This window comes from Amycolatopsis thailandensis (assembly GCF_002234405.1).
Lineage (GTDB): Bacteria > Actinomycetota > Actinomycetes > Mycobacteriales > Pseudonocardiaceae > Amycolatopsis > Amycolatopsis thailandensis.
This window is the reverse complement of record NZ_NMQT01000072.1, coordinates 1-21,197: the sequence shown is the minus strand read 5'-3', so window position 1 is coordinate 21,197 and position 21,197 is coordinate 1. Positions and strand designations below refer to the sequence as shown.

Annotated in this window: 19 protein-coding genes; 11 read left to right on the top strand and 8 right to left on the bottom strand. The window is 68.5% G+C overall.

Features of this window, described 5'->3' with window-relative positions:
- Positions 1-37: 37 nt before the first annotated feature.
- From metX to CFP71_RS20340, 4 genes are read right to left on the bottom strand one after another with little or no spacing between them, the layout of a single operon-like run.
- Positions 38-1,177 (bottom strand): homoserine O-acetyltransferase MetX, encoded by a 1,140-nt coding sequence (gene metX, locus CFP71_RS20355; RefSeq protein ID WP_425266630.1) that lies wholly within the window; start codon positions 1,175-1,177, stop codon positions 38-40.
- Positions 1,178-1,204: 27 nt separating this feature from the next.
- A complete protein-coding gene (locus CFP71_RS20350; protein ID WP_208635994.1) occupies positions 1,205-1,939 on the bottom strand; it encodes an FAD:protein FMN transferase in 735 nt (244 codons plus the stop codon).
- Complete coding sequence (locus tag CFP71_RS20345; RefSeq protein WP_093935455.1) at positions 1,936-2,337, bottom strand: FMN-binding protein; 402 nt, start codon at positions 2,335-2,337, stop codon at positions 1,936-1,938. Before CFP71_RS20345 ends, CFP71_RS20350 begins: the two co-directional genes overlap by 4 nt.
- A 19-nt stretch (positions 2,338-2,356) precedes the next feature.
- Positions 2,357-3,700, bottom strand: coding sequence for a ferredoxin reductase family protein (locus CFP71_RS20340; RefSeq protein ID WP_093935454.1), 1,344 nt, complete (start codon positions 3,698-3,700; stop codon positions 2,357-2,359).
- A 544-nt stretch (positions 3,701-4,244) separates the two neighbouring features.
- On the opposite strand from CFP71_RS20340, the gene CFP71_RS20335 reads away from it, so the two are divergent.
- Genes CFP71_RS20335 through CFP71_RS20310 form a run of 6 tightly spaced genes read left to right on the top strand, consistent with a single transcriptional unit; the run spans position 4,245 to position 10,616 of the window.
- A complete protein-coding gene (locus CFP71_RS20335) occupies positions 4,245-4,733 on the top strand; it encodes a nucleoside deaminase (RefSeq protein WP_093935453.1) in 489 nt (162 codons plus the stop codon).
- A 20-nt stretch (positions 4,734-4,753) separates the two neighbouring features.
- Positions 4,754-5,764, top strand: coding sequence for an aminotransferase class I/II-fold pyridoxal phosphate-dependent enzyme (locus CFP71_RS20330; protein ID WP_093935452.1), 1,011 nt, complete (start codon positions 4,754-4,756; stop codon positions 5,762-5,764).
- Complete coding sequence (locus CFP71_RS20325) at positions 5,761-6,741, top strand: polyprenyl synthetase family protein (protein WP_093935451.1); 981 nt, start codon at positions 5,761-5,763, stop codon at positions 6,739-6,741. The genes CFP71_RS20330 and CFP71_RS20325 overlap by 4 nt, the downstream gene beginning before the upstream one ends.
- Positions 6,731-7,717, top strand: a complete 987-nt coding sequence (locus CFP71_RS20320) for a UbiA family prenyltransferase (protein ID WP_093935450.1) — start codon at positions 6,731-6,733, stop codon at positions 7,715-7,717. The genes CFP71_RS20325 and CFP71_RS20320 overlap by 11 nt, the downstream gene beginning before the upstream one ends.
- Positions 7,714-9,378 carry a prenyltransferase/squalene oxidase repeat-containing protein gene (locus CFP71_RS20315; RefSeq protein ID WP_093935449.1) on the top strand — a complete coding sequence of 555 codons (1,665 nt, stop codon included), beginning with the start codon at positions 7,714-7,716 and terminating at the stop codon, positions 9,376-9,378. The genes CFP71_RS20320 and CFP71_RS20315 overlap by 4 nt, the downstream gene beginning before the upstream one ends.
- On the top strand, positions 9,375-10,616 hold the full coding sequence (locus CFP71_RS20310) for an FAD-dependent oxidoreductase (protein ID WP_093935448.1): 1,242 nt from the start codon (positions 9,375-9,377) through the stop codon (positions 10,614-10,616). Before CFP71_RS20315 ends, CFP71_RS20310 begins: the two co-directional genes overlap by 4 nt.
- A 2-nt stretch (positions 10,617-10,618) precedes the next feature.
- Here CFP71_RS20310 and CFP71_RS20305 read toward each other — a convergent pair whose 3' ends face one another.
- Positions 10,619-11,641: a methyltransferase gene (locus CFP71_RS20305; RefSeq protein WP_093935447.1), complete on the bottom strand. Its 1,023-nt coding sequence runs from the start codon at positions 11,639-11,641 to the stop codon at positions 10,619-10,621.
- Positions 11,642-11,793: 152 nt separating this feature from the next.
- On the opposite strand from CFP71_RS20305, the gene CFP71_RS20300 reads away from it, so the two are divergent.
- The gene (locus tag CFP71_RS20300; protein ID WP_093935446.1) at positions 11,794-12,630 is read left to right on the top strand and encodes a TauD/TfdA dioxygenase family protein; all 837 of its coding nucleotides are present in this window, start codon (positions 11,794-11,796) and stop codon (positions 12,628-12,630) included.
- Positions 12,631-12,949: 319 nt separating this feature from the next.
- Positions 12,950-14,134 carry a cytochrome P450 family protein gene (locus CFP71_RS20295; RefSeq protein WP_093935445.1) on the top strand — a complete coding sequence of 395 codons (1,185 nt, stop codon included), beginning with the start codon at positions 12,950-12,952 and terminating at the stop codon, positions 14,132-14,134.
- A 64-nt stretch (positions 14,135-14,198) separates the two neighbouring features.
- Here the strand turns inward: CFP71_RS20295 and CFP71_RS20290 are convergent, their stop codons facing one another.
- Both CFP71_RS20290 and CFP71_RS20285 read right to left on the bottom strand, forming a co-directional pair.
- Positions 14,199-16,604 carry a DUF6924 domain-containing protein gene (locus tag CFP71_RS20290; protein ID WP_093935444.1) on the bottom strand — a complete coding sequence of 802 codons (2,406 nt, stop codon included), beginning with the start codon at positions 16,602-16,604 and terminating at the stop codon, positions 14,199-14,201.
- A 132-nt stretch (positions 16,605-16,736) separates the two neighbouring features.
- The gene (locus tag CFP71_RS20285; protein ID WP_093935443.1) at positions 16,737-17,195 is read right to left on the bottom strand and encodes a MarR family winged helix-turn-helix transcriptional regulator; all 459 of its coding nucleotides are present in this window, start codon (positions 17,193-17,195) and stop codon (positions 16,737-16,739) included.
- A gap of 117 nt (positions 17,196-17,312) precedes the next feature.
- Here CFP71_RS20285 and CFP71_RS20280 point away from each other — a divergent pair, with 117 nt between their 5' ends.
- Positions 17,313-18,170, top strand: a complete 858-nt coding sequence (locus tag CFP71_RS20280; protein ID WP_093935442.1) for a VOC family protein — start codon at positions 17,313-17,315, stop codon at positions 18,168-18,170.
- A complete protein-coding gene (locus CFP71_RS20275) occupies positions 18,170-19,222 on the top strand; it encodes an alcohol dehydrogenase catalytic domain-containing protein (protein WP_167406206.1) in 1,053 nt (350 codons plus the stop codon). The genes CFP71_RS20280 and CFP71_RS20275 overlap by 1 nt, the downstream gene beginning before the upstream one ends.
- Here CFP71_RS20275 and CFP71_RS20270 read toward each other — a convergent pair.
- Complete coding sequence (locus tag CFP71_RS20270) at positions 19,208-19,987, bottom strand: GntR family transcriptional regulator (protein ID WP_093935440.1); 780 nt, start codon at positions 19,985-19,987, stop codon at positions 19,208-19,210. The two genes, CFP71_RS20275 and CFP71_RS20270, sit on opposite strands and share 15 nt — an antisense overlap.
- A 310-nt stretch (positions 19,988-20,297) precedes the next feature.
- Between CFP71_RS20270 and CFP71_RS20265 the strand changes: the two genes are divergently transcribed.
- Entirely contained in the window at positions 20,298-20,555 is a 258-nt protein-coding gene (locus tag CFP71_RS20265; protein WP_093935439.1) for a hypothetical protein, read from the top strand.
- Positions 20,556-21,197 lie beyond the last annotated feature (642 nt).

Sequence of the window (21,197 nt, the reverse complement as noted above, 5' to 3'; positions counted from 1 at the left end):
GGGGATTTACTTCACCAGGCGAGAGGACGCGGCACGATCAGTCCAGCAGTGCGCGCAGCAGCAGGCCGATCTGGTCGGTCGCGGTGAGGAAACCGTCGTGGCCGTGCGGTGAGACGATCTCCGAGATCCCGGCGCAGCCCGGGATTCCCGCGGCCAGCTCGTCGAGCGCGGACGGCCGGTACATCCGGTCACCGGACAGCCTCGCGACGATCGCCTTGGCGGTGATCCCGGCCAGCGCCGCTGAGACGCCACCCCGGCCACGCCCGAGGTCGTGGCTGTTCCGCACCCTGGTGAGGGTGACGTAGCTTCCCGCGTCGAACCGGCGCACCAGCTTGCCCGCGTGGTGGTCGAAATACGACTCGACGGCGAAGCGTCCGCCCCGGAACGGGTCTTCCCCGTCCTGGGGTCTCCGGCCGAACCGCTGCTCGAGTTCGGCCTCGGCCCGGTAGGCGAGATGCGCGATGCGCCGCGCCGTCCCCAGGCCCCGGTGCGGGCCCTCGCCCGGCGGGAGATGGTGGTAATCCCCGCCGTGCCAGCCAGGGTCGGCGGTGATCGCGTGGATCTGCGCCGAGCCCAGGGCGAGGTGATCGGGCGGAGTGACGGCGGCACTGCCCAGCACCATGACCGCCGCCACCCGGTCCGGACAGGTGACCGCCCATTCGAGCGCCCGGTTGCCGCCCATCGAGCCACCGATCACCGCGCGCCAGCGCGAGATCCCGAGCCAAGTGCTCAGCAGCGCTTCCGCCCCGACCAGGTCCCGCAGGGTCAGAAGGGGGAAACGGCTGCCCCACGGGGAGCCATCCGGGGCCAGGGACGCGGGTCCGGTGGAGCCTTGGCAGCCGCCGAGGGCGTTCGCCGCGACGATGAAGTACCGGTCGGTATCGAGCGGAAGCCCAGGCCCGATCAGCGAATCCCACCAACCAGGGCTGGGATGTCCCGGGCCGGCTTCTCCCGCCGCGTGGCTGTCACCGGTGAAGGCGTGTTCGAGCAGAACCGCGTTGGTCTTCGACGGATTCAGCCGCCCCCAGGACTCGAAGGCCAAGGTGAATTCCGGGAGGGTTCCGCCACCCTCCAGCGCGAAGGCGCTGCCGTGAGGGAACCACTGGCGGCGTCCCGGTGGGTCGCCTTCGCGCCAGGCACCCGTCGCCGGAGGCGGGGAAACAGCGGTATGCGGCAATGTCACAGCTCTTTCGTTCGGTCCTTTTCACAGCAGCTTCAGATCGGACGACCGGTGCACCTGCCGTTCGGCGTCGACGATCAGGACTCGGCATCCGGGCTGTGAGGCGGCCCAGGCGATCCCGTCGACACCCATCGCGAAGGCGGCCGTGGCCAACGCATCCGCCCGAAGCAGGTCTTCGGCGACGACGGTCACCGACAGCAGCCCCTCGGCGGGCCGCCCGGTGCGGCCGTTGAAGATATGCGAACCGCGCTCGTAGCAGGCGGACGTCGCGACGGCGCCGTCGGCCGATTCCACGACGGCGCAGATCTCTCCGCGCTGCTCGGGATGACGGATGCCGATCCGCCAGCCGCGGCCGGGTTCCGGCTCTCCCGCGGTCACCACGTCACCGCCGGCGTTGACACAGAAGACTTCGAGTCCGGCGGATTTCAGCAGCCGGGCGGCCCGCTGGACCGCCCAGCCCTTCGTGATGGCGTTGGGATCGAGCGGCTTGCCAGGTAGCCGCGCCGTGAACGCCCCGCCGGAGAGCTGTTCGTAGTGGTCACAGGTCATCAGGATGTCGAGCAGATCGTCACTGAGCTCGGACACGGTCAGGTCGCCGCGATCGAAGCGGCTCACCTCACTGTCCGTCCTGAACGGGCTGAATCTTTCGTCGGCCTCGTGCAGCCACGCGAAAACGCGCGCGAGCGACGTCAGGTGGTCACCTTTGTCACGGATGTCGACCGAAACCGGCAGCCCCATGACCTGCTCGACCCGCTTCACCTCGCGTCCAGCGCCGCCTGAAGGGACTTCAGGTACGACTCGCTCGTCATGGTCGCCCCGGACACGGTGTCGATGGCGGCGCTCTGCGCGGTCAGCGTCGCCTGCTGGAGAGCCTTGATCGCTTCCGCGCCCCTCCCCGGTTCAGGTTGCCGGAGCAGCCGGATCTCCGAGATCCGGTTGTCGGACACCACGAGTTGCACTTGCACCGTGCCGTACTTGTCGGTCTCCGCCGAGCCGTCCACCGTGCGCGCGGCCTGCGCGCTCGGCGGTGCCTCGATCACCTCGAGGATGTTCGGCGGGGCAGCGGTCGGCGTGGACGAGCCCGGATCGTAGACGTAAAGACCGATGAACCCCGCGGTCGACAGGGCCACGATGAGGGTGAGGACGGTTTTCTTCATGGGTCGGTCGACTCCCGGCTCAGATCGTGAGGCTGAAGCGCTCGGCGTGGACCTGCTGACGCGGAACGCCGATCTCCCGCAGGCTGCGCAACGTGGCCGAGGTCATGCCGGGCGGGCCGCAGACGAAGACGTCCCGCTCACGGATGTCCGGCACCAGCCGACCCAGACTGTCGGGTCCCAGCAACGGCCCGAACGGCCCGGACCAATCGGACGGCCCGGTGAGGACATGGACCGCCGCGCCCCGGGCCCGTGCCAGGTCCTTGATCTCGGGCAGCAGCACGGCGTCCTGTTCGCTCCGGACGCGGTAGACCAGGATCACGTGCCCGGCGATCTCTTCGAGCAGCGCGCGAAGAGGGGTGATCCCGACCCCGCCCGCCACGAGCAGAGCGCGCGTCTTGCGCTGATGCATCGCGGTGAAAGCGCCGTAGGGGCCTTCCGCGAACACCCAGGTGCCGACCTTCAGCGAGCGCAGGGACGAGCTGCCGTCACCGGCGGCCTTCGCGGTCAGCCGGAGGGTGCGCCCGTCGGGTGCGGCCGAAAGGGAATACGGATTGGCCTGCCACCACCGGTCCTTGGTCAGGAACCGCCACAGGAAGAACTGCCCGGCCTTGACCGGCATCCGGTCGAGGTGCCTGCCGGTCATGTACACCGACACGGTTTCGGCCGACTCGGGCACCACGGCGACGATCCTCAAACGATGACGGAGATTCCGGGCCAGCGGCAGCACGAGGCGTCCGACGATCACCGACGCGAGTCCGGCCACCCAGACGAGGCACCAGTAGGTCCAGGCGATACCGCCGGACGCGAACGACTTGCCCAGCATCACCTGATGGCCGAAGCCCAGCACGACCGCGGCGTAGGCGTAGAGGTGGATGAAGTGCCAGGTCTCGTAGGACATCCGCCTGCGGACGAACCGCGCCGAGACGCCTCCGACGAGCACGATGAGCGCGAACGCCACCACTGCGCGGAGAACGCCTTCGAGCTGGGTGATCATCGAAACGAATTCGTCGACGACTCCCTTGTCGTCGAGTTCCGCGTAACCGAAGACGGTGAAGACGAAGTGGGCCACCAACGACCACAAGAGCCCGATGGCCGTCCAACGGTGCCAGGTGGTGAGGCGGTCCATACCGATCCGCCGGTCCAGCCACGGCAGCCGGGCGACGAGAATCAGCTGGAACGTCAGAACCAAGCCGCCGTAGAGGCCGGTGAGCCTGCCGATGTCGATGAGCGTATTGCCGGACAGGCCTGCGGCGAAGAAGAGAACGGTCGTCGCGGCGACGTTGGCCGCGATCACGGCTAGAAAGACCACGGTGGCGAGGATTCTGGGCCGGACGGAGACCAGTGGCCGGTCGGTTGGTCGCATGACTGCGGTCACTCTCGCTTCCCTTCTTCGCGTCGTGGGGCCGTGAAGCGGCCCGATTCGACCTGGCACCACGGTCGATGATCGGTTCACCGGGCCCCGGTGTGCCAGGTGCGGAAGGGCATCGCCGCTAGCAGTTTTGCCCACACCTGCCTGAGTCCACTGTGGATGGACGACGTGCCCAGGAGCGATAAGGCGGCTGAAGGGAGCTTTCCCCTCATCACACGAGAGGAAAGTTCCCTTCGCCTCGAATCTTGCGGTTTTGGCGCTCGGCGGAGGCCAGGAAGCGTTGTGAAAGCCACTTTCGCAACGTTGAAGGTTGCGAAAGTGGCTTTCACAACCCCAAGCCCGTACGCCCACGACCGATCCGCCGCCGTCACCTCCGTCGCTTTCCGACCGGGCGCGCCGTCGGTTCGTGAGGACTTTCCCTCGGGTTCTCCGCTTGGTTCCCGGTCCCGCGCCGGGCATCGGTGCCGCGACCGAAGATGATCGCTTCAGCCGGTCGCCCGGTCATCCGTGCCACCCGACGACGGAAGTGAGGTCTCGAATGACCCGAGCGGACGGCGGAGCCGAGGAACGCGACTGGCTCTCCGAGAGTGTCAGGATCGCCGCCCGCAACGTCGAAGTCGGCGGTGGTCCGTTCGGCGCCCTCGTAGTCCGGGACGGCGAGGTGGTCGCCACCGGGGTCAACCAGGTCACCTCCCTGCTCGACCCGACGGCGCACGCCGAGGTGGTCGCCATCCGCCAGGCCTGCTGGAAAATTAAGAGATTCTCACTCGCGGGTTGTGTGCTCGTGTCCTCGTGCGAGCCTTGCCCGATGTGCCTGGCGTCGGCCTTGTGGTCCCGTCTCGACAAGGTCGTCTACGCGGCCGATCGGCATGACGCGGCGCAAGCGGGCTTCGACGATCTCGCCTTCTACGAACTGTTCGAGAAGCCGCGCGATACCTGGACGTTCCCGGTTTCCGCCCTGCGCGTCCCGGACGCGTCCCTGCCGTTCGAGGCCTGGGCGAGGCAAACCGACCGTATCGACTACTGACGCAGGAAAGGTTGGCGGTAGTGCGCCGGATCGTGCACCAGCTGTCCTTGAACGAGAACCACTGGCCGATGTTGCCCGGCGTGGGGGAGGCCTTGTCCGAGTCCCTCGGCTCGGTGAACCTGACCGGCGACGCGCTCGCCACCCGGCTGGAATCACGGCTGGCCGCCGGACTCGGGGTGACGGCGGGACAAGTCGTCGCCGGAGCGGGTTCGGGGGCGTTGCTGCAGCAGTTCCTTTCCGCGCATTGCGCACCCGGCGAAACCGTGGTGCACACGTGGCCTTCCTTCGATCTCTACCCACTGCTGATCCGCAACGCCGGTGCCGAACCGGTCGCCGTGCCGGGCGACGCCGGTGACGGGCAGGATCTGGACGGAGTCGCCGCGGCCGTTTCCGCCCGGACCCGGGTGGTGCTGTTGTGCAATCCCAACAACCCCACCGGTGAGGTACTCGGAACCGGACGCCTGACGGCGCTGCTCGACGCCCTGCCCGCGAACGTCCTCGTGCTCGTCGACGAGGCGTACCGGGAGTTCGCCGAACCGGACGCGATCGCCGACGCGGTGAGCCTGATCCCCGAGGATCCCCGGGTCGTGGTGGTGCGCACCTTCTCCAAATCGCACGGTCTCCTCGGACTGCGCGTCGGCTACCTCGTCGGCGCCGAGAAGGTCGTGGGCCCGGTACGACCGACGACGCCCTTCCATCGTGTGCCCACTCCGGCCCAGGCGGCCGCGATCGCCGCGCTGGACGCCGAAGACCGTATGCGCGAGCAGTGTCGTGAGCTGGCCGCGGAGCGGGACAGGGTCCGCGACGGCCTGATCGGGCTGGGCTTCGATGTCCCGCCGAGTGGTGGGAACTATCTGTGGCTCCACCTCGGGGCGCGGAATCAGGATTTCGTCACGTGTCTCGCCGGGCACGGGGTGGCCGTCCGGGTGGTCGGCGAGGCCGGAGTCCGTGTCAGCACTGGACTTCCTGATGCCAACGACGCCGTTCTCGCGGCCGCGCGCAGTTTCGCCGCCGAGGGAGCGATCCGGTGATCGAGACCTTGGGACGAGGGACCGGCGATCCGACCGCGATGATCCGCGACGCTTTCGTGCGGCGGTGCCGCCGAGAGGGTGACCGGTTCGACGAACTGATCCGGCACGCGCTGGCGGGACCGGGAAAACTGGTTCGCCCCTTGGCGCTCATCGCGTCGGCCGAAGCGGTCGGCGGTTCCGTGGATTCGGCGCTCCCCGCCGCGATCGCGGTCGAGTACCTGCATGTGGCGTCCTTGGTACACGACGACATCATCGACGGCGACGATGTCCGCCGCGGTCGCCCTTCGGTGCACGCGCGCTACGGGACCGCCGACGCCATCGTGACCGGCGACGCCCTGCTCTTCGACTTGTTCGTCATCGTCGCCGAAGGAGGCTTGCCCGCCGACGTGGTGGCACCGGTGGTCGCCGAAATCGCCCGTGCGGGCAACGACCTGTGCCGAGGGCAGGTACTGGAATCGGGGCTGAAGCACGACAGCGCGCTCGAGGACTATCTCGAGGTGGCCGGTTTGAAGACCGCCGCGTTGTTCCGTGCCGCCTGCCGGGCGGGCGCGCTCCTCGATGGTGGCTCAGCCGAGCAGGTCGACCTGCTGGGGAGCTATGGCGAGCACACCGGAATCGCCTTCCAGATGTACGACGACTGCCTGCCCTATCTGGCGGATTCCAGCCGCGTCGGCAAACCCGCCGTGAGCGACGCGGCCAACCTCCGTCCGACCTGGCCGGTCCTGCTCGCGTATCGCGACGGGGAACCGAAGCACCGGCGGCTCATCGAAACCGCGCTGTCGGGAGCACTCCCTCCGGAGGAGACGTTGAGATCGCTCCGCGTCGCCGTACTCGCGAGCGGTGGCCTGGGTTCCGCCTGCCGGAGCGCACGGGAGCACGCAGGCCGGGCGAGGGCACGGTTGAGGGAACTGCCGGTGGCCGCGGCGGCGACCCGGCTCGCCGGGATCACCGACCGCGCCGTGGACCGTGACCGCTGATCGCCCCGCGCGCCGCGGACTCCGCGAGGCCGCCACGGCCCATTGGCAGACCTGGCGGCCTTACACGACCTGCTACCCGGCCCTGCTGGGTCTCGCGGGGGCTTTGGCCGCGGGCGGACGACGGCCCGTCGAACTCTTCGTCGCCGTACTGGCGCCGGTCCTGGGCTGGCTGTCCGGGCACTATCTCGGCGACTACTTCGACCGGCACCTGGACGCGATCGCGAAACCACAGCGGCCCATCCCGTCCGGACGATTGTCACCCGCCGTGGCGCTGGCCTGCGGGATCGGCTGCGCGGCGACGTCACTGGCGGCTTTGATCGCGATGAACTGGCGGATCCTGCCGGTCTTCGCCTTGGCGATGGGCGGGATCGTCGCCTACAGCGCCGTGTTCAAGCGGAGGGGCTTCGCCGGAAATCTCAGCCGGGGGGTGCTGTCGGCGCTCGCGCTGACGATCGGCGCGATGACCGTGACCACCTGGCCGCCTTGGACACTCGTCCCGGTGGCGCTGGGATTTCTGCTCCACGACAGCGCTTCCAATCTGATCGGCACGGTCCGCGACGTCGAGGGCGATCGGGCGGGCGGCTACCACTCGGTGCCGGTACGCCATGGCGTGCGGGTCGCGGTGCGGCTCGCGGTGGTGCTGTACGTGGCGGGCGTCGCCGCGGTGGGCGCCGGCGCTTTCGTCGCCCGCTTGCCCGGAGACCAGATCGCGTTCGTCGCGATCGCGGCCGTGACCGGTTTCTTCGCGTTCGCGGCCGTCCGGCCCACGGCGCTCACCGCGCGGCGGGCGTTGCGTTCGCACGAGGTGCTCGTCGCGGAGCGGCTGGTGCTCGCGGCGGCCGTCACGGCGGGCGCCGCCGGCGTCGAAACGACCGCACTGGTGCTGGTACCCGCACTGGCTTTCTCGCTCGTCACTCAGGCCCGGATGCGGGCCCGGCACGAGTTCCCGGCAGGGGACGGAGAGGACACGGTTTGAGCTCAGTCCAGTCGGCGAAAGGGAAGTTGTCCACGGCCATCGCGGAGGGAGCGGAGGAGCTGTGGCGGGCACAGCGGCCGGACGGGGTGTTCGACTACGGGGCGAGCACTCTGCGGTCCACCCTCGCGACCGCGGGCGCGATCACGGCGCTGCACTTCGCGGACCCGGGTGGCGCCGCCGACCTGATCGAGGCCGGAGCCGACCGGCTCCGCCGTGTCCAGAACGACGACGGCGGATGGTCGATGGTCCCCGGGCAGGACAGCGAACCGGGTCCGACCGCGGTGGCCGCGGCCGCGTTGCATCTGGTGGGGCCCGTCGGCAATGCCGGGGCCGTCGCGGCGGGACGGGAGTGGACGGCCGGTTACGGCGGTCTGGAGGCGATCCCGCATCCGGAGGTGCTGCTGTGGTGCCGCCAGTTCTACGGTATGGCGGGCTGGCTCGACCAGCGGGAGATGCGCCGTTTCCCGCTCGAATTGGCCTTACTGCCAGGACTTTACCGCCGGTTGTTCGATCTCCGGTTGCCGATGGCGTCGGCGCTGGGTCTCGCGCAGACCAGGCACCGGCCCCTGACGCGGCTGCAGCGGATGCTGGCCCGGCGAGCCGAACCCCGGGCATTGCTGGGGATCCGGCAGGCGTTCGAGCACGAGGGCTCGGCGGGGTCGTGGTCCGAGGACGCCTGGGTGACCGGCCTCGTCTGCGTCGGGCTGGCGAGGGCCGGGCTGGGACAGGACATGGTCGACGCCGCCGTCGGCTGGCTGCGGCGCACCATGCACCCCGACGGTTCGTGGACGACCACACCGCTCGATGGCGCGTGGACGATGTACGCGGTCCGCGGCCTGATCGAAGCCGGTTACCGCGACGATCCAAGGCTGGCGGTCTCCCGTGATCTCTTCGTCCGCCTCCAGCAGCACCGGCCGTTCCTGGCCTTCGGCTGCCCGCCGGGCTTCTGGGGCTGGTCCGGTCCGAACGGCTGGCCCGCGGTGCTGGAGACCGGCGAGATCGTCTCCGTGCTGGCCCGGCTGCCGGGTGACGCTCAAGCCGACGCCGTCCGCAAGGGTGTCACGTGGCTCAGCGGCCGTCAGGACAGCCGCGGTTCGTGGAGCCTCTGTGTCCGCAACACCAAGGTGGTCAACAGCGGGCCGTGCCCGATGACGACGGCACAGGCCGTCGGGGCGCTTCTCGACGCGGGTGTCCCCGTCACCGATCGACGGATCCATCACGCGCTGCATTGGCTCGGCACGGCGCAACTGCCCGACGGGAGCTACGAATCCGTCTGGTATCGGGAGCACACAATGGGGACCGCGGCGGTGCTGGAGACCTTCGCCCGGTGCGGCCGGACCGGTTCGGGGCCCGCGGCACGGGCTCAGGAGTGGCTGGTGCGAGCCCGAAACCCCGACGGTTCCTGGGGTGACGGGCACGGTGCTCCCGGCTCCGCCGAGGAGACGGGATGGGCGGTTTCGGCGCTGCTGACGGCGGGTAAGGATTCCGTCGCGGTGATCGACGGCGTGCACTGGCTCCTCGACGCCCGGACGACCGGCGGCGGGTGGACGCCGCAGCCGGTGCACGAGTACGTGCGCCGGGTCAGCCGGTACGCCAACCCTGCCTTCACCCAGGGCATGGCGTTACGGGCACTGGGCCGGTATCTCGAGGTGACGCGATGAGGCCGGAGCACTACGACGTCGTCGTCTGCGGCGCGGGTGTGGCGGGACTTGCCGCCGCGTGCGCGGTGGGCAGGCTCGGGCACCGGGTCCTGGTGCTGGACAAACGCCTGACGCCCGCACCGGTGGCGAAGGGGGAGGTTCTGCAGCCCGGCTCGCTGGCGGTCCTGCGCGAGTGGGGAGTGACCGACGCGCTCGATCGAGCGGGAGCGTTGCGCCTTTCGCGACTGGCCGCCCGCGCCCCGGACGGTGAGCCGCGGATGGTCCTCGACTACTCCCGGCTTCCGGCCTCGCATCCGTGGCTGCTGGCGCACGACTATCCCGTGATCCTCGAAACGCTGGAGGACGCGCTGCCCGGCAACGTCGAGATCCGACGGGGCGTGCAGGTCCGGCAACCGCGGTCGACGGCGGGCCGGGTGACCGGGGTCCGATGCGACGACGGCGACATCTCCGCGTCGCTGGTGGTGGCCGCCGACGGGGTTTCTTCCCGGCTGCGCGCCGCGGCCGGGCTGGACGCGCCCCGGCGGGACTATCCCCACCGGTTGGCCGCGTTCGACCTGCACGACGTGGCCGTACCGCCGGAATTCACCGCCTACGTCACCGAAAACGGCTTACGCCTGCACTATCCCTTGCCCTGCGGGCGAGTCCGGCTCTACGTCCAGATCGCATCGGACGAACTTCGCGGTGTCGACGCGGACGGGTTGGGCGGGTGGGCCGATCAAGTGCTGGCCGGCTGTCCCGGCCTGGCCCCGCTCGCGACGTCGTTCCGCGCCGCACTGGACCGCAAACAGGTGCTGCCGGTATCGAGAGCGCTGGCGGTTTCCTTGACGGCCCCTGGCATCGCCTTGGTCGGCGACAGCGGTCATCTGGTGCATCCGATGGCGGCGCAGGGGATGAACAGCGCGATCGCCGACGCGTACGACCTCGCCGCGAAGTTACGCCAAGGCGGGTCCCTGGCAGACGACGTCGTCGATCACGCGCTGTGCCGCTACGACGCGGCGCGACGGCCGAACCTCGGCCATATCGGCCGGACCAGTCACAACGCGGCCCGGATGATCACCGGCGGCAGCAGGCTCGGTGACCGCGCGCTGGCCGGCACGGGTGCCAATGACCGCCTCCGGCACGAAGTGACGCACACGATGTCCGGGCTGGGGGTCCGGCGGCTGACCCCGCTGGACCGGCTGCACCAGCTCGGGCTGCCCGACCCGAGGTCGAACCGGTTGCCCGGCTGGGTGCGATGAACTCATTCGCGCGTGTACTCCAGGACCACGAGACCGTTCGCGCCGTCGAGCCGGTCGCGGCGGACGAGCCCGGCGCCGGACGCGAGTTCGTCGAAGTCCTCCGGCCCGCGCTCCCGGCCACCCAGCAGGGTCAGCGACTGCAGGTCGAACGAGGAGTTGTTCTTGGCGTGCTCGGCACCGGCGAGCACTTCGACCACCAGGAGCCGTCCACTTTCGCCCGCGGCCTCCGCGCAGCGGCCGAGAATCTCGCGGGCGTCCGCATCGGGCCAGTCGGTGAGAACTCGCGAGACGAGCACGACGTCGTAGCCTGGCGGAACCGGGGCGAAGAAACTCCCGCCGAGGAATTCCGCACGGTCTTTCAGGCCACTGCCGATGAGGAGTTTCTCCGCCTCGGGCCGGACTTCGGGCAGATCCAGCACCGCACCGGTCAGATGCGGATGCGCGGTCAGGACCGCCGCCAGCAGCGATCCCGTCCCGCCGCCGACGTCGAGCACGCTGGACACCGAACCCCAGTCCCAGCGGGTGGCGACCTCGGGTCCGGTCTGCCAGGCGAATCCCGCCATCGTGGTGCCGAAGAACCGCCTCAGCGCTTCGTCGGCCCGGTAGTCGGACCAGAAGTCGGCGCCGTGCACTACGGGATAGGCGGGCTCGCCGGTGCGGACCGAGTGCGGCATCCCGCTGTAGGCCAGATCCATCGTGAGGCCCGGGCCGTCGGCGTCGAGCCACGAACGCAGCAGCGCGTTGCGTTCGTCCAGCAGCGCCCGCGACACCGGGGTGAGCCCGTGCCGCCCCGGCTCGGACTCGGCGAACACCCCGACCTTCACGAGATGGTTCAGCAGGCGGGTGAGCGAGGCCGGGTCGGAGCCGGATTCGGTCGCGAGGGCGGCTGTCGTCGTGTACCCGTCTCGGATCAGTTCGGGCAGCCGCAACGCGACCGCGGTCCGCACCGCGAACGGGGTGGCGAGGTCGACGAGTTCGGCGAGCCTGCTGGTGCCGTCCTGGAGCTCCGTGTTCTCGGCCGTCACCGCGGTCCTTTCGGGAAGGGGGAGGGGAAAACTTCGGTACGTCGCTGAACAATGCACCGGAAAGGCTTGCCGCGCAAGGTTTTCCGGCCGGATCAGGCAAGCATTCCATCTACTGTGGAATGCGGATCGACACTGCGCGAAAGGAACAAGGAATGGATTCCCTCGAGGTACGACCCGTGACCGGCGCGCTGGGCGCGGAGGTCCGCGGCGTCGCGCTCGCGGACATCGACGACGCCCTGTTCGAACGGATCTACGGCCTGCTTCTCGAACATCTCGTGCTGTTCTTCCCCGGCGAGAACGACCTCACGCCCGCCGACCACAAGGCGTTCGGGCGCCGGTTCGGGAACCTGGAGGTCCATCGATTCCTGCCGAAGCTGGCCGGACACGACGAGATCGTCGTTCTCGATTCCGACCTGGGCGCCAAAGCCGACGTCTGGCACACCGACGTCACGTTCGCGCAATCCCCGCCGGTCGCCTCGATCCTGCAGATCGTGCGATCGCCCGAAGTCGGGGGAGACACCATGTGGAGCAACCAGTACCTGGCCTACGAGGCCTTGTCCGAGCCGATCCGGGAACTGGCCGACGGGCTCACCGCGATCCACGTCTTCGAGCATCCCGACGGTTCTTTCCGCAGCGAGGCCGAACATCCGGTGGTGCGCATACATCCGGGGACAGGCAAGCGCTCCCTCTATGTGAACCGGATGTTCACCCGGCGCGTTCCCCAGTTGACCCCCGACGAGAGCGCGGTGCTGCTGGCGCATCTGTTCGCGGTGTCCGAAAGCCCGCAACGGGTCTGCCGCTACCGCTGGACCGAGGGCGCCGTCGCGGTCTGGGACAACCGGGCGACGCAGCACTATGCCGTGAACGACTACGCCGAGCGCCGGGTCGGTCGCCGGGTCACCGTTCTCGGCGACGAGCCCAAGGGCGACGGCGCGCGCTGGCCGGATCACCGGATCGCGGGGATGAGCGCGACGGTGGTGAAGGGCTGAGGCGCGTGGGCCGCTCATGTCCCGCCAGGCCTGCGTAACGGGTGTTGCGGACCTGGCTTTCACAACCTTCGACGTTGCGAAAGGGTCGTGAGTGCTAAAGAGCGTTCTAACCCTCTTTAGCACTCACGACCCCACGCAGAAAAGCTCATATGGCGGCAAAACGGGCGCTCGATAGTAGCTGACTGTCTCTTACGGACACTCGAAAGTTCACGTTCGCCTCTCTTCCGACAGAACCCGAATCGCACACATATGGCCGCCCATCGAGCGACCGGCCGCTCGACAGGACACCTGCCCTACCCCACAACGAAAGGAGCAGTCGGTGAGCGACCCCGATTTCCTGGACTCCTACTGGCGTGACCCGCACGCCGCCCTGAACCACGTCCGCGAAAACACCCCTGTACGCGAGGTGACCTTCGAAGGTGGACCGACCTGGCTCGTCACCCGCTACGCCGACGTTCGCTCCGGCCTGGCCGACCCCCGGCTGGCGAAGGATTGGAGGGCTTCGTTGCCACCCTTTGAGCGGGCTTCGGCGCCGCCGGGTCTGCCCGCGCCGCTGTCCCATATGCTCACCTCGCTCGACCCGCCCGATCACACGCGAGTACGCAAGCTGGTGAGCCACGCGTTCACCGCGCGACGGCTGGCCCGGTTGCGTCCGCGGGTCGAGGCCTTCACCGACGACCTGCTCGCCGAACTGCCCACCGGTGAGCCGGTGGACCTCGTGGGGCGCTTCGCGATCCGGCTGCCGATGGAGATCATCTGCGAACTGATCGGTGTACCCGAATTGGACCAGGAGGACTTCGCGCACTGGTCGATGGTGCTGATGGACGAATGTCCCGAACCGTTGCTCATCGAGGCGTCGAAGCGGCTGTCGGACTACCTGGAAGAACTCGTCGAGGCACGCCGGCGTGTGCCCGACGACGCCCTGCTTTCCGAGCTCATCGCGGCTTCCGAAGACGGGGAGCGGATGTCCGACGTCGAGATCGTGGCGATGGCGATGGCTTTACTGATCGCCGGACACGAGACCAGCGCGGTCTTCCTCACGAACAGCGTGCGAGCACTGCTCGCCGATCCCGCCGCGCGGGCACGCCTCGGCTCGCCCGAGACCGCGGGGCCGCTGATCGAGGAACTCTTACGGTGGCTTTCGCCCGCGCTCAACGCGTCTTCGCGGTTCGCCACCGAGGATCTCGCGATCGGCGGGGTCTCGATCCCGCGCGGTGCCTCGGTCACGCTTTCGGTCGGGGCGGCCAATCGCGATCCGGACCGGTTCCCGGACCCGGACACCCTGGAACCGGAGCGGGACACGACGGGAAACCTCGCCTTCGGGCACGGGATTCACCGGTGTCTCGGCGCGGCATTGGTGCGGTTGGAGGCCGAAGTGGCGTTGCCCGCCTTGTTCGGCAAGTTCCCGCGGATGCGGGCCGCGGCCGGCGACGAGGAGTTGACTTATCGGCGAAGCGTGCACGTCCACGCACCCCGGACCTTCCCGGTCGTGCTCGACCCGTGAAGGTCCTCGGCGCGGGCAAGGCTGTTCGCGTGATCGGCGGCCAGGTCCTCCGCACGGCCGTGGCTCAGGTGTCCCGTCGTACTCCGTCGTCGTCGACGTGATCGGCGAAGTCCTCCCAATCCGCGTTGGCGAGTGAAAGGTTGTTTTCGATTTCCTGGATGGCGTGCGGAACGGCGCGGAAAGACCGGCCGGCGGGCACTCCTGGCCAGTCGCCGTCCGGGTCGGGCTCCGAGCCGAGATCCACCACCAGGATCGGGTGCTCGGGGGAGTGGATCGTGATTTCGTCCACGATGAGCATGATCGCGTGTTCGGCACGGGCCACTTCGGATTCCAGCAGGTCGGTACTCGTCATTCCCGTGAAGGCCGGGTCGTCGACATAGCTCACGTTCGCCTCGAACCCGTCCGGCGTGACCCAGCCGATTCCGGTCTTCACCCGATACCACGCATCGTCGTCGGAGAAGTCGGTCCGGATCACCGGAACGTTCGGCGTGGCAGGCAGCCGGGGTAGGCCGGACGCGGCCGGGGCGCGCTTGCGTTTCGTCTCCGGCCTTCGCCGGTTCGAGGATGTCGCGAACTTGTCGCTGTCGCGTTTGTACCCGTTGCGCCACATGACTTCGCCGTCTGAGTCCAGCATCTCCAGATCGCCGCTGTCACGGAGCACGACCTGCCGGGGATGGAACGGGAAATTCGGCGTGGTGAGGCTGTCCCATGCCTTGCGGACGCCGCGCAGGTCCACCCCGTCGGCCTCGTCCTTGGACCAGCGCAGGAACAGGCCGTCCTCCTCCAGGACGAGGCGGGTGCCGAAAGGATCCGGATACATCGACGGGACGAGATAGAACCAGCGAGTGATCCGGCCCCTGGGACCGTAGAGGAAGGTACCGGCGTGCTGATGGTCGTGCACCAGCACGTACCGGCCGTTGGGAGAGGTGAGGCTCTGGTCGGCCAGGCTCTGCCCGACCAGCATGCGGTCTCCCCGCGCGATGGGCGACGGGGGCCGCGACACGTCGGTGGTGGCGGTGTCGGTGTGCCAGACGATCTCGCCCGCGCCGTTGAGCAGGACGACGTCGCCGTCGTCGCGGACTTCCAGCGAGACCACACCGCGGTCCGCCGTGCCGGTGGACCGCAGCGGAACACCATTTTCATCGTGGGCCACGAGATCGCCGTCCGGCCGCAGGGTGACATCGCTGACGCCGGAGCCGCGCGTCTTCCGGCGCCAGTCGCCGGGGCTGAACTCACTCGACCACCACAGCGGCCGTCGATCGTGGTTACGGATGAGGACAAGATCGTCGAAACCGAAGTGTTTCAGGGTGAAAGCGTCGTTGAGTGAGGTCAGGGATTGCCTTCGCAGGCTCTCGCCCGCCCGCAGGCGATGGCCTCCGGTCATCACGTCGCCGTTCTTGGCGAGCGGCGGAAGCGCGCGACCGAAGGACGTGAGTACCTCGGTGCCGGGGAAGCGGCTCAGCCGCTTTCCTCGCCGGTCGGGAAGTCCGTCCGGTAACGGGTCCATCGGGATGCCCGGCGCTTGCGGCGCGGCACACGATCCACGGTAGGCCAGGGGAGCGTGCCCAGCGCGTCGCCGGTAGCCGGTGAACCCGTTCACCGGGGCGAGGAACCGGACGGTTTCGAGTTGCAGGTGGGGAGAACCGTTGTTCCCGACGATGTCGAGGCGGTAGCAGTGGTGGGCCGCGGGGTCGGCGATCCGATAGGTCCTGGTCTCGTGCCGGGTGGTGAACGACTGATGCGAGCGCGTGTCGAGGGTCCGCCACAGTTGCCCGTCCACGGAGCCACGCAGGACCCATGCGGCAGGATCCCGGTCAGGCGCGTCGTTGGCGCAGGTGAGGAGGTAGTGGTCCACCGCGATCGGTCGCGAGAACTGGAATTCCAGGGAAGCACGGTCATGAGGTGCGAACCATTTGCAGGGTGCTTCCTCGATGAGGTTCGCGGCCACCTCGCCCACTTCGTCGTACTCGGCGCTGGCCCAGACCTCGGTCACCATCCTGGTGACATCCGCGTTGCCTGCCGGACCGGCCGAATGGAGGACGATCGAGCACGAGTCGCCCGTCCGGTCGCGCCAGGCCAGCCATGACGGCGCCACGCCGGATCCGTCGTCGATCAGCAGTCTGAGCGGTTCCGACGGCCGCCGTCCGGTGGCGTCCTCGATCTCCGTGTCGAACGTATGATGTCGCGCAGCGCCGCTGGCCGGTGAACTCACCGGCTCGCCGCTGAGTTCACCTCGTATCTCCAGCACGTCGCCCCCGCCGGTACGGCGATGGCCACGGCACTCGGCCATCCCCGGCGAGAAACCGACCGCGCAGGAAGAACCGTCCGCGGCGCCCCAGGACAGTTCCTCGAGTGCGGCGTTCTCGCCGTCGCCGATGTGAACCAGCAACTCGTGACCCGGAGTCCATTCCGTCGAGCCCAAAGCACGCCACCACACCTGGAAGGTGCTCGACGATCCTGCGCTGAACATGCGTTTCCTCGCTGCGCCTGGCGTCCAGTAGGTGAGGACGCGGGAAGGTTGACGCACATGAACGCTAAAGCGAGGCGTCCGGCTGTCAAGGGATGTTCGGCGCCCAAGGTCTTTTCGGCGAAGAGATCCGCGCTAACCCCGCCTCGGATCGGGATGCGGGATGCCAAGTCCTGTCATGGTTTTCAGTAGCAGGGAGCGGAATTGCCGTTGTTCCGCTTCCGTCAAGGTGGCCATTGCGTGCGCGTCCACCGGTGCGGTCAGTTCCTGCGCTTGTTCCAGGACCGAGACACCGACCTCGGTGATGGCGTTTTCGAGGACCCGGCCGTGGGTGGGGTGCGGTGACCGCCGCACGAGTCCACGGTGCTCCAGATTGGAGATGGCCGACCACATCGCCTGCGGGGTGACACCGGCGCGGCGGCCGAGTTCGGCGCTGGAGAGCCGGTCGGGGGCACTGATGGCCAGCTGGGCCAAGGCGGCCAGTTGCGCCTGGGTGAGGTCGAGCGGCCGCAGGGCGCGTTCGATCTGCTGGTTGAGCGTGCTGGAGAGCATCCTGAGCAGATAGGCGATCCGGGTGGCCGGTTCGACGGGCACGTTTTCGTCTCCTGGTCCCACGGACGCCTTTCCTCGCGAGCGCCCTGGCGGTTCGGACACCTTGGCATGTTATCAAGTGATTGATAACATGCGCGCACCTCCTCGAAGGGATCCGTGATGATCACCCACCTCCGGAGCGTCGAGATCCACGTGACGAACCCGGCCGAACTCCTGCCGTTCTACGCGGACGTGTGGGGGCTCGCGGTGGTCGAGGAGACCGACGATCGGATCCGGTTGCGTGGCCGGGGAACCGAACACCATGTGCTCACGCTCGCCACCGGCGAGGAACACCGCCTCGGCGGGATCAGCCTCGCGGCCGACGGGGAACGCGGTATCGCGAAGCTCACCGATCGCCTGCGGGGCGAGCAGGTCGAGCTCCTGTCCACAAGCGACACGCGGGTGGAGTTCCTCGATCCCGAAGGCCGTCGCATCGAGGTCGCCTGCGGCCTGCCCGAACACGCGGCCCCTTCCCCGAAGGCGTACGGGCCCGATCGGCTGAGCCATGTCGTGCTCAACTCGGTGGACCTCGCCGCGGCCAAGGACTTCTACACCCGGGTGCTCGGCTTCCAGGTCTCGGACACCTATGAGAACGATCAGATGGTCTTCTTGCGCTGCAACAGGCAGCACCACTGCGTCGTGCTCGCGCCGGGGAAATGGACTTCGCTGAACCACGTGGCCTACGAGGTCCGGGACACTGACGAGGTCATGAAGGCGCTCGGCCGCCTGCGCAAGGCCGGCTTCGACACCGTGTGGGGGCCCGGTCGGCACGGCCCCGGCGGCAACGTCTTCTGCTATTTCCTCGACCCGGCCGGAAATGTCATCGAGTACACGGCGGAACTGCTCGAGGTGGGGGACGACTGGGTGCCCGGCGAATGGGCCAGGACCCCGGAGAACGCCGATGTGTGGGGGACCGGTGGCGGAATCACTCCCGCGGTGATCGAGGCGATGAGCAACCCGCCCTGGGAACCTGCTTGATGAAGGCGCTCGTCATCCGTGTGTTCGGCGGCCCGGCGGTACTGGAGATGGCCGAACTGCCCGACCCGGAGCCAGGTCCTGGAGAAGTACGGGTGCGCGTCCACGCGGTCGTGGTCGCCCGGACCAAGGACGTCGCCGCCCGGGCGGGAAAACCGCCTTTCGCGCCACAGATCAAGACTTTCCCGCACGTGCTCGGCACCGAGCACGCCGGGGTGATCGACCGGGTCGGGCCAGACCTGGACGATGGCCTCGTCGGGAGGCGGGTCGCGGTCTCGGCGGTGCTGAGCTGCTCACGATGCCGCGCCTGTCTGGTGTCCCGGGAGGAGGCGTGCAGCGAGTTCGGTCTCGTCGGGATCCACCGCCAGGGCAGCTATGCGGAGTACTGCGTCGTGCCCGTGGACAACGTTCGCGAGATCCCGGCCGAGGTCGCTTTCCCCGAGGCGGCGGCCCTCGCGGCCAACGGCGGTGTCGCCAGCGCCCAGCTCGACGCCGGTGCCGCCGGTCCCGGCACCACCGTCCTGGTGCCCGGGGCCGGGGGCGCGCTGGGCGTGACCGTCGCCGCGCTCGCCGCGTTCCGTGGTGCCCGGGTGATCGGCGTGGACCGGCGTCCGCCAAGGCTGGCCGGGTTGCCGCTCGTCGCCCTCGACGGCGCGGCCGACGACCTGCCCGCGCGCATTCTCGAGGCCGCCGGAAGCGGCGGACTGGATTGTGTGGTCGACAACCTCGGTATCACGGCCTGGTGCGAGGCCTACCTGCCCGCTCTCGGCGCGCTGGGCCGGGTCGTGGTCTCGGGTGCGGTCAACCACGACCCGGTGCCGATCCGGCTGCTCCAGTTCTATCTGCGCAGCCAGTCGCTGATCGGCGTCCGGACCGGGAACCGGCAGCAGATCGACCGGTTGTGGGCGGATGTCGCCGCCGGTTTCCGGCTCCCGGCCGGATTCGTGCACACCCTGTCGTGGACGCGGGCACCGGACGCGCACGCGTCACTCCAGTCGGGCGGCACCAGCGGGCAGCTGGTGCTGACCATGGACGAGTCGTCAGCTGCAGGATGACCGGTTCTCCGCTTGTTCGTGCTCGGGACGACGTTCGACGGGGCCCAGCCGATTCACCAAGGTCAGCCGATCCCCTCGGTAGAGAGTGCGGACCCGCTCGAACGGCTCGCCCAGAGCGTCCCAGGAGGTCCGGTGGACCACCAGCGCCGGCAGCGCGGGGAGGGTGCCCAGCAGGTCCGCTTCCCGGGGGCTCACGTGCGCGGTTTCCGTTCCTTGGTCGGCGCCGCCGAACGTGACACCGAACCGGGTCCGCAATTCGTCGTGCAACGATCGGTTTCCGACGGGGGCGTGGTTGAAACCGGGAAACCGCTTCGCCGGGATGAACGCCGACTCGACGGCGAGAATCTCGTTGCCGGAGCCACGTACACATTCCAGGTGGATCACTGAATCGTTCCGGTGTATTCGCAGCTCTTGTGCCAGTTCGCAGCCTGCCCGCCGTCGTTCGAACGTGGTCCAGGTCCGGCCGGTCAGGGCGTCCGGGCCCGGTCCGTCGGCCGTACCCAGGTGCTGCGCGATCTTCCGGCGTCCGACGACGAAACTGCCGCTGCCCTGGCGCGAGTCCACCCAGCCTTCGACCACGAGCTGCAGTACCGCTTGCCGAAGTGTGGCGCGTGCGACGCCCAATCGAGTGCACAACTGGCGTTCCGAAGGCAACGCGACGCCTTCGCCCAGCGTTTTGCACAGTGCGAGAATCTGCCTTTTCGCCCGGTAGTAGCGCGGAATACGGCCGTCTTCCGGGATTCCGGCGCGTGCCGGATCGGTCATGGTGCCCGAGTCCGTGCAGTGCGGTTCTACGCAGCGAGATTTCACGAACGCCGATCGTAACCATTTCGACAGGTTTTCCCGCGGGCGCGGGCGCCACAGGGTGTTTTCGTCCGGTCGTATCCGCACTTTCGGCCACGGAATTCCGTCGAATGGCGCAATGCCCGCCATTTCTGCCCGCTTGGGCCGAAGTGGTGTCCGGATACCTCCGAACGTGGCCGGTTCTGTTGTCCTCGCCGGGCGGATCGGGCTCACTGGGAAGAGAGGATGCCTGAGACATCCTCGAATGAGAGCACCGGGACGGTGATCGGGAATGGATCCTGCGGAGCTGAACCATCGCGAACGCGCCATTCTGGGCGCTGTCGCCGCCGGTCGGGGCGAATTGCTGGCAGGCTGCGAGCCGGACCTCGCCGTGGACGGCGGCTGGTGCGACCGCGTCGCCGTCACGCGGCTGATCGTCGGCGGCTGGATCTGCGCGGCACGCCCGGCGAGAGTCGGCGACCTGGTGCCCGCCCAGCTCACGGACGTCGCGCGTGACGCCTTCGCGGCCACGCGCACCTTGACAGCCTGACCATGTCCGTGAAGGCCTCGCCGAGGACGTGGAGGCCCGCATCATGTACCTAGGCGCCAAGGTCTCGGCACAGTCGCATCTCCGCTGGTCAAGCAGGTTGTGAAAGCCACTTTCGCAACGTTGAAGGTTGCGAAAGTGGCTTTCGCAACACCGCCGAGCCTCTGCCGCCGCGAGGCCCGCAGTACCCGCAAGGCCCGAGGTGAAGGGGACTTTCCACTCATGTGATGAGGGGAAAGTCTCCTTCATCTCGCTCACGTCTACTTCACGGACATCACCTCCAACAAGACACCTTTGCCTTACCTCTCAACAGAACCCGGAACGCCACTCACAACACCCGCTTACGGGACTTTGCCCCAGGGCGAGGACGGGCCTTCAGGTATGTCGGACGACCGCGGGCGAGGGATTTCCCGATGAATCAGCGGTAAGCGCCTTTCCGACCAGTAACTACTCCGAAAGAATGATATTCGCCTAGACACCACGCGCACTTAAGTCTGGCGGGAGGAGGTGAAGAGAGGTGTCGGGTGGTTCGGTGAGGTTGCCGCCTGAGCTGCAGAAGTTCTTTTTGGTGACGTTGGGGATGCCCTGGCCGGAGGGTAACGACGCGGCGCTGGCCGAGTTGGCGCGGGCGTGGCGTGAGTTCGA

What these genes read in the sequence shown, in the direction of transcription:
- CFP71_RS20345 (WP_093935455.1), bottom strand. Translation starts at nt 2,337, where the DNA reads ATGAAGAAAACCGTCCTCACCCTCATCGTGGCCCTGTCGACCGCGGGG.
- CFP71_RS20340 (WP_093935454.1), bottom strand. Translation starts at nt 3,700, where the DNA reads ATGCGACCAACCGACCGGCCACTGGTCTCCGTCCGGCCCAGAATCCTC.
- CFP71_RS20335 (WP_093935453.1), top strand. Translation starts at nt 4,245, where the DNA reads ATGACCCGAGCGGACGGCGGAGCCGAGGAACGCGACTGGCTCTCCGAG.
- CFP71_RS20310 (WP_093935448.1), top strand. Translation starts at nt 9,375, where the DNA reads ATGAGGCCGGAGCACTACGACGTCGTCGTCTGCGGCGCGGGTGTGGCG.
- CFP71_RS20300 (WP_093935446.1), top strand. Translation starts at nt 11,794, where the DNA reads ATGGATTCCCTCGAGGTACGACCCGTGACCGGCGCGCTGGGCGCGGAG.
- CFP71_RS20290 (WP_093935444.1), bottom strand. Translation starts at nt 16,604, where the DNA reads ATGTTCAGCGCAGGATCGTCGAGCACCTTCCAGGTGTGGTGGCGTGCT.
- CFP71_RS20280 (WP_093935442.1), top strand. Translation starts at nt 17,313, where the DNA reads ATGATCACCCACCTCCGGAGCGTCGAGATCCACGTGACGAACCCGGCC.
- CFP71_RS20275 (WP_167406206.1), top strand. Translation starts at nt 18,170, where the DNA reads ATGAAGGCGCTCGTCATCCGTGTGTTCGGCGGCCCGGCGGTACTGGAG.
- CFP71_RS20270 (WP_093935440.1), bottom strand. Translation starts at nt 19,987, where the DNA reads ATGACCGATCCGGCACGCGCCGGAATCCCGGAAGACGGCCGTATTCCG.
- CFP71_RS20265 (WP_093935439.1), top strand. Translation starts at nt 20,298, where the DNA reads ATGGATCCTGCGGAGCTGAACCATCGCGAACGCGCCATTCTGGGCGCT.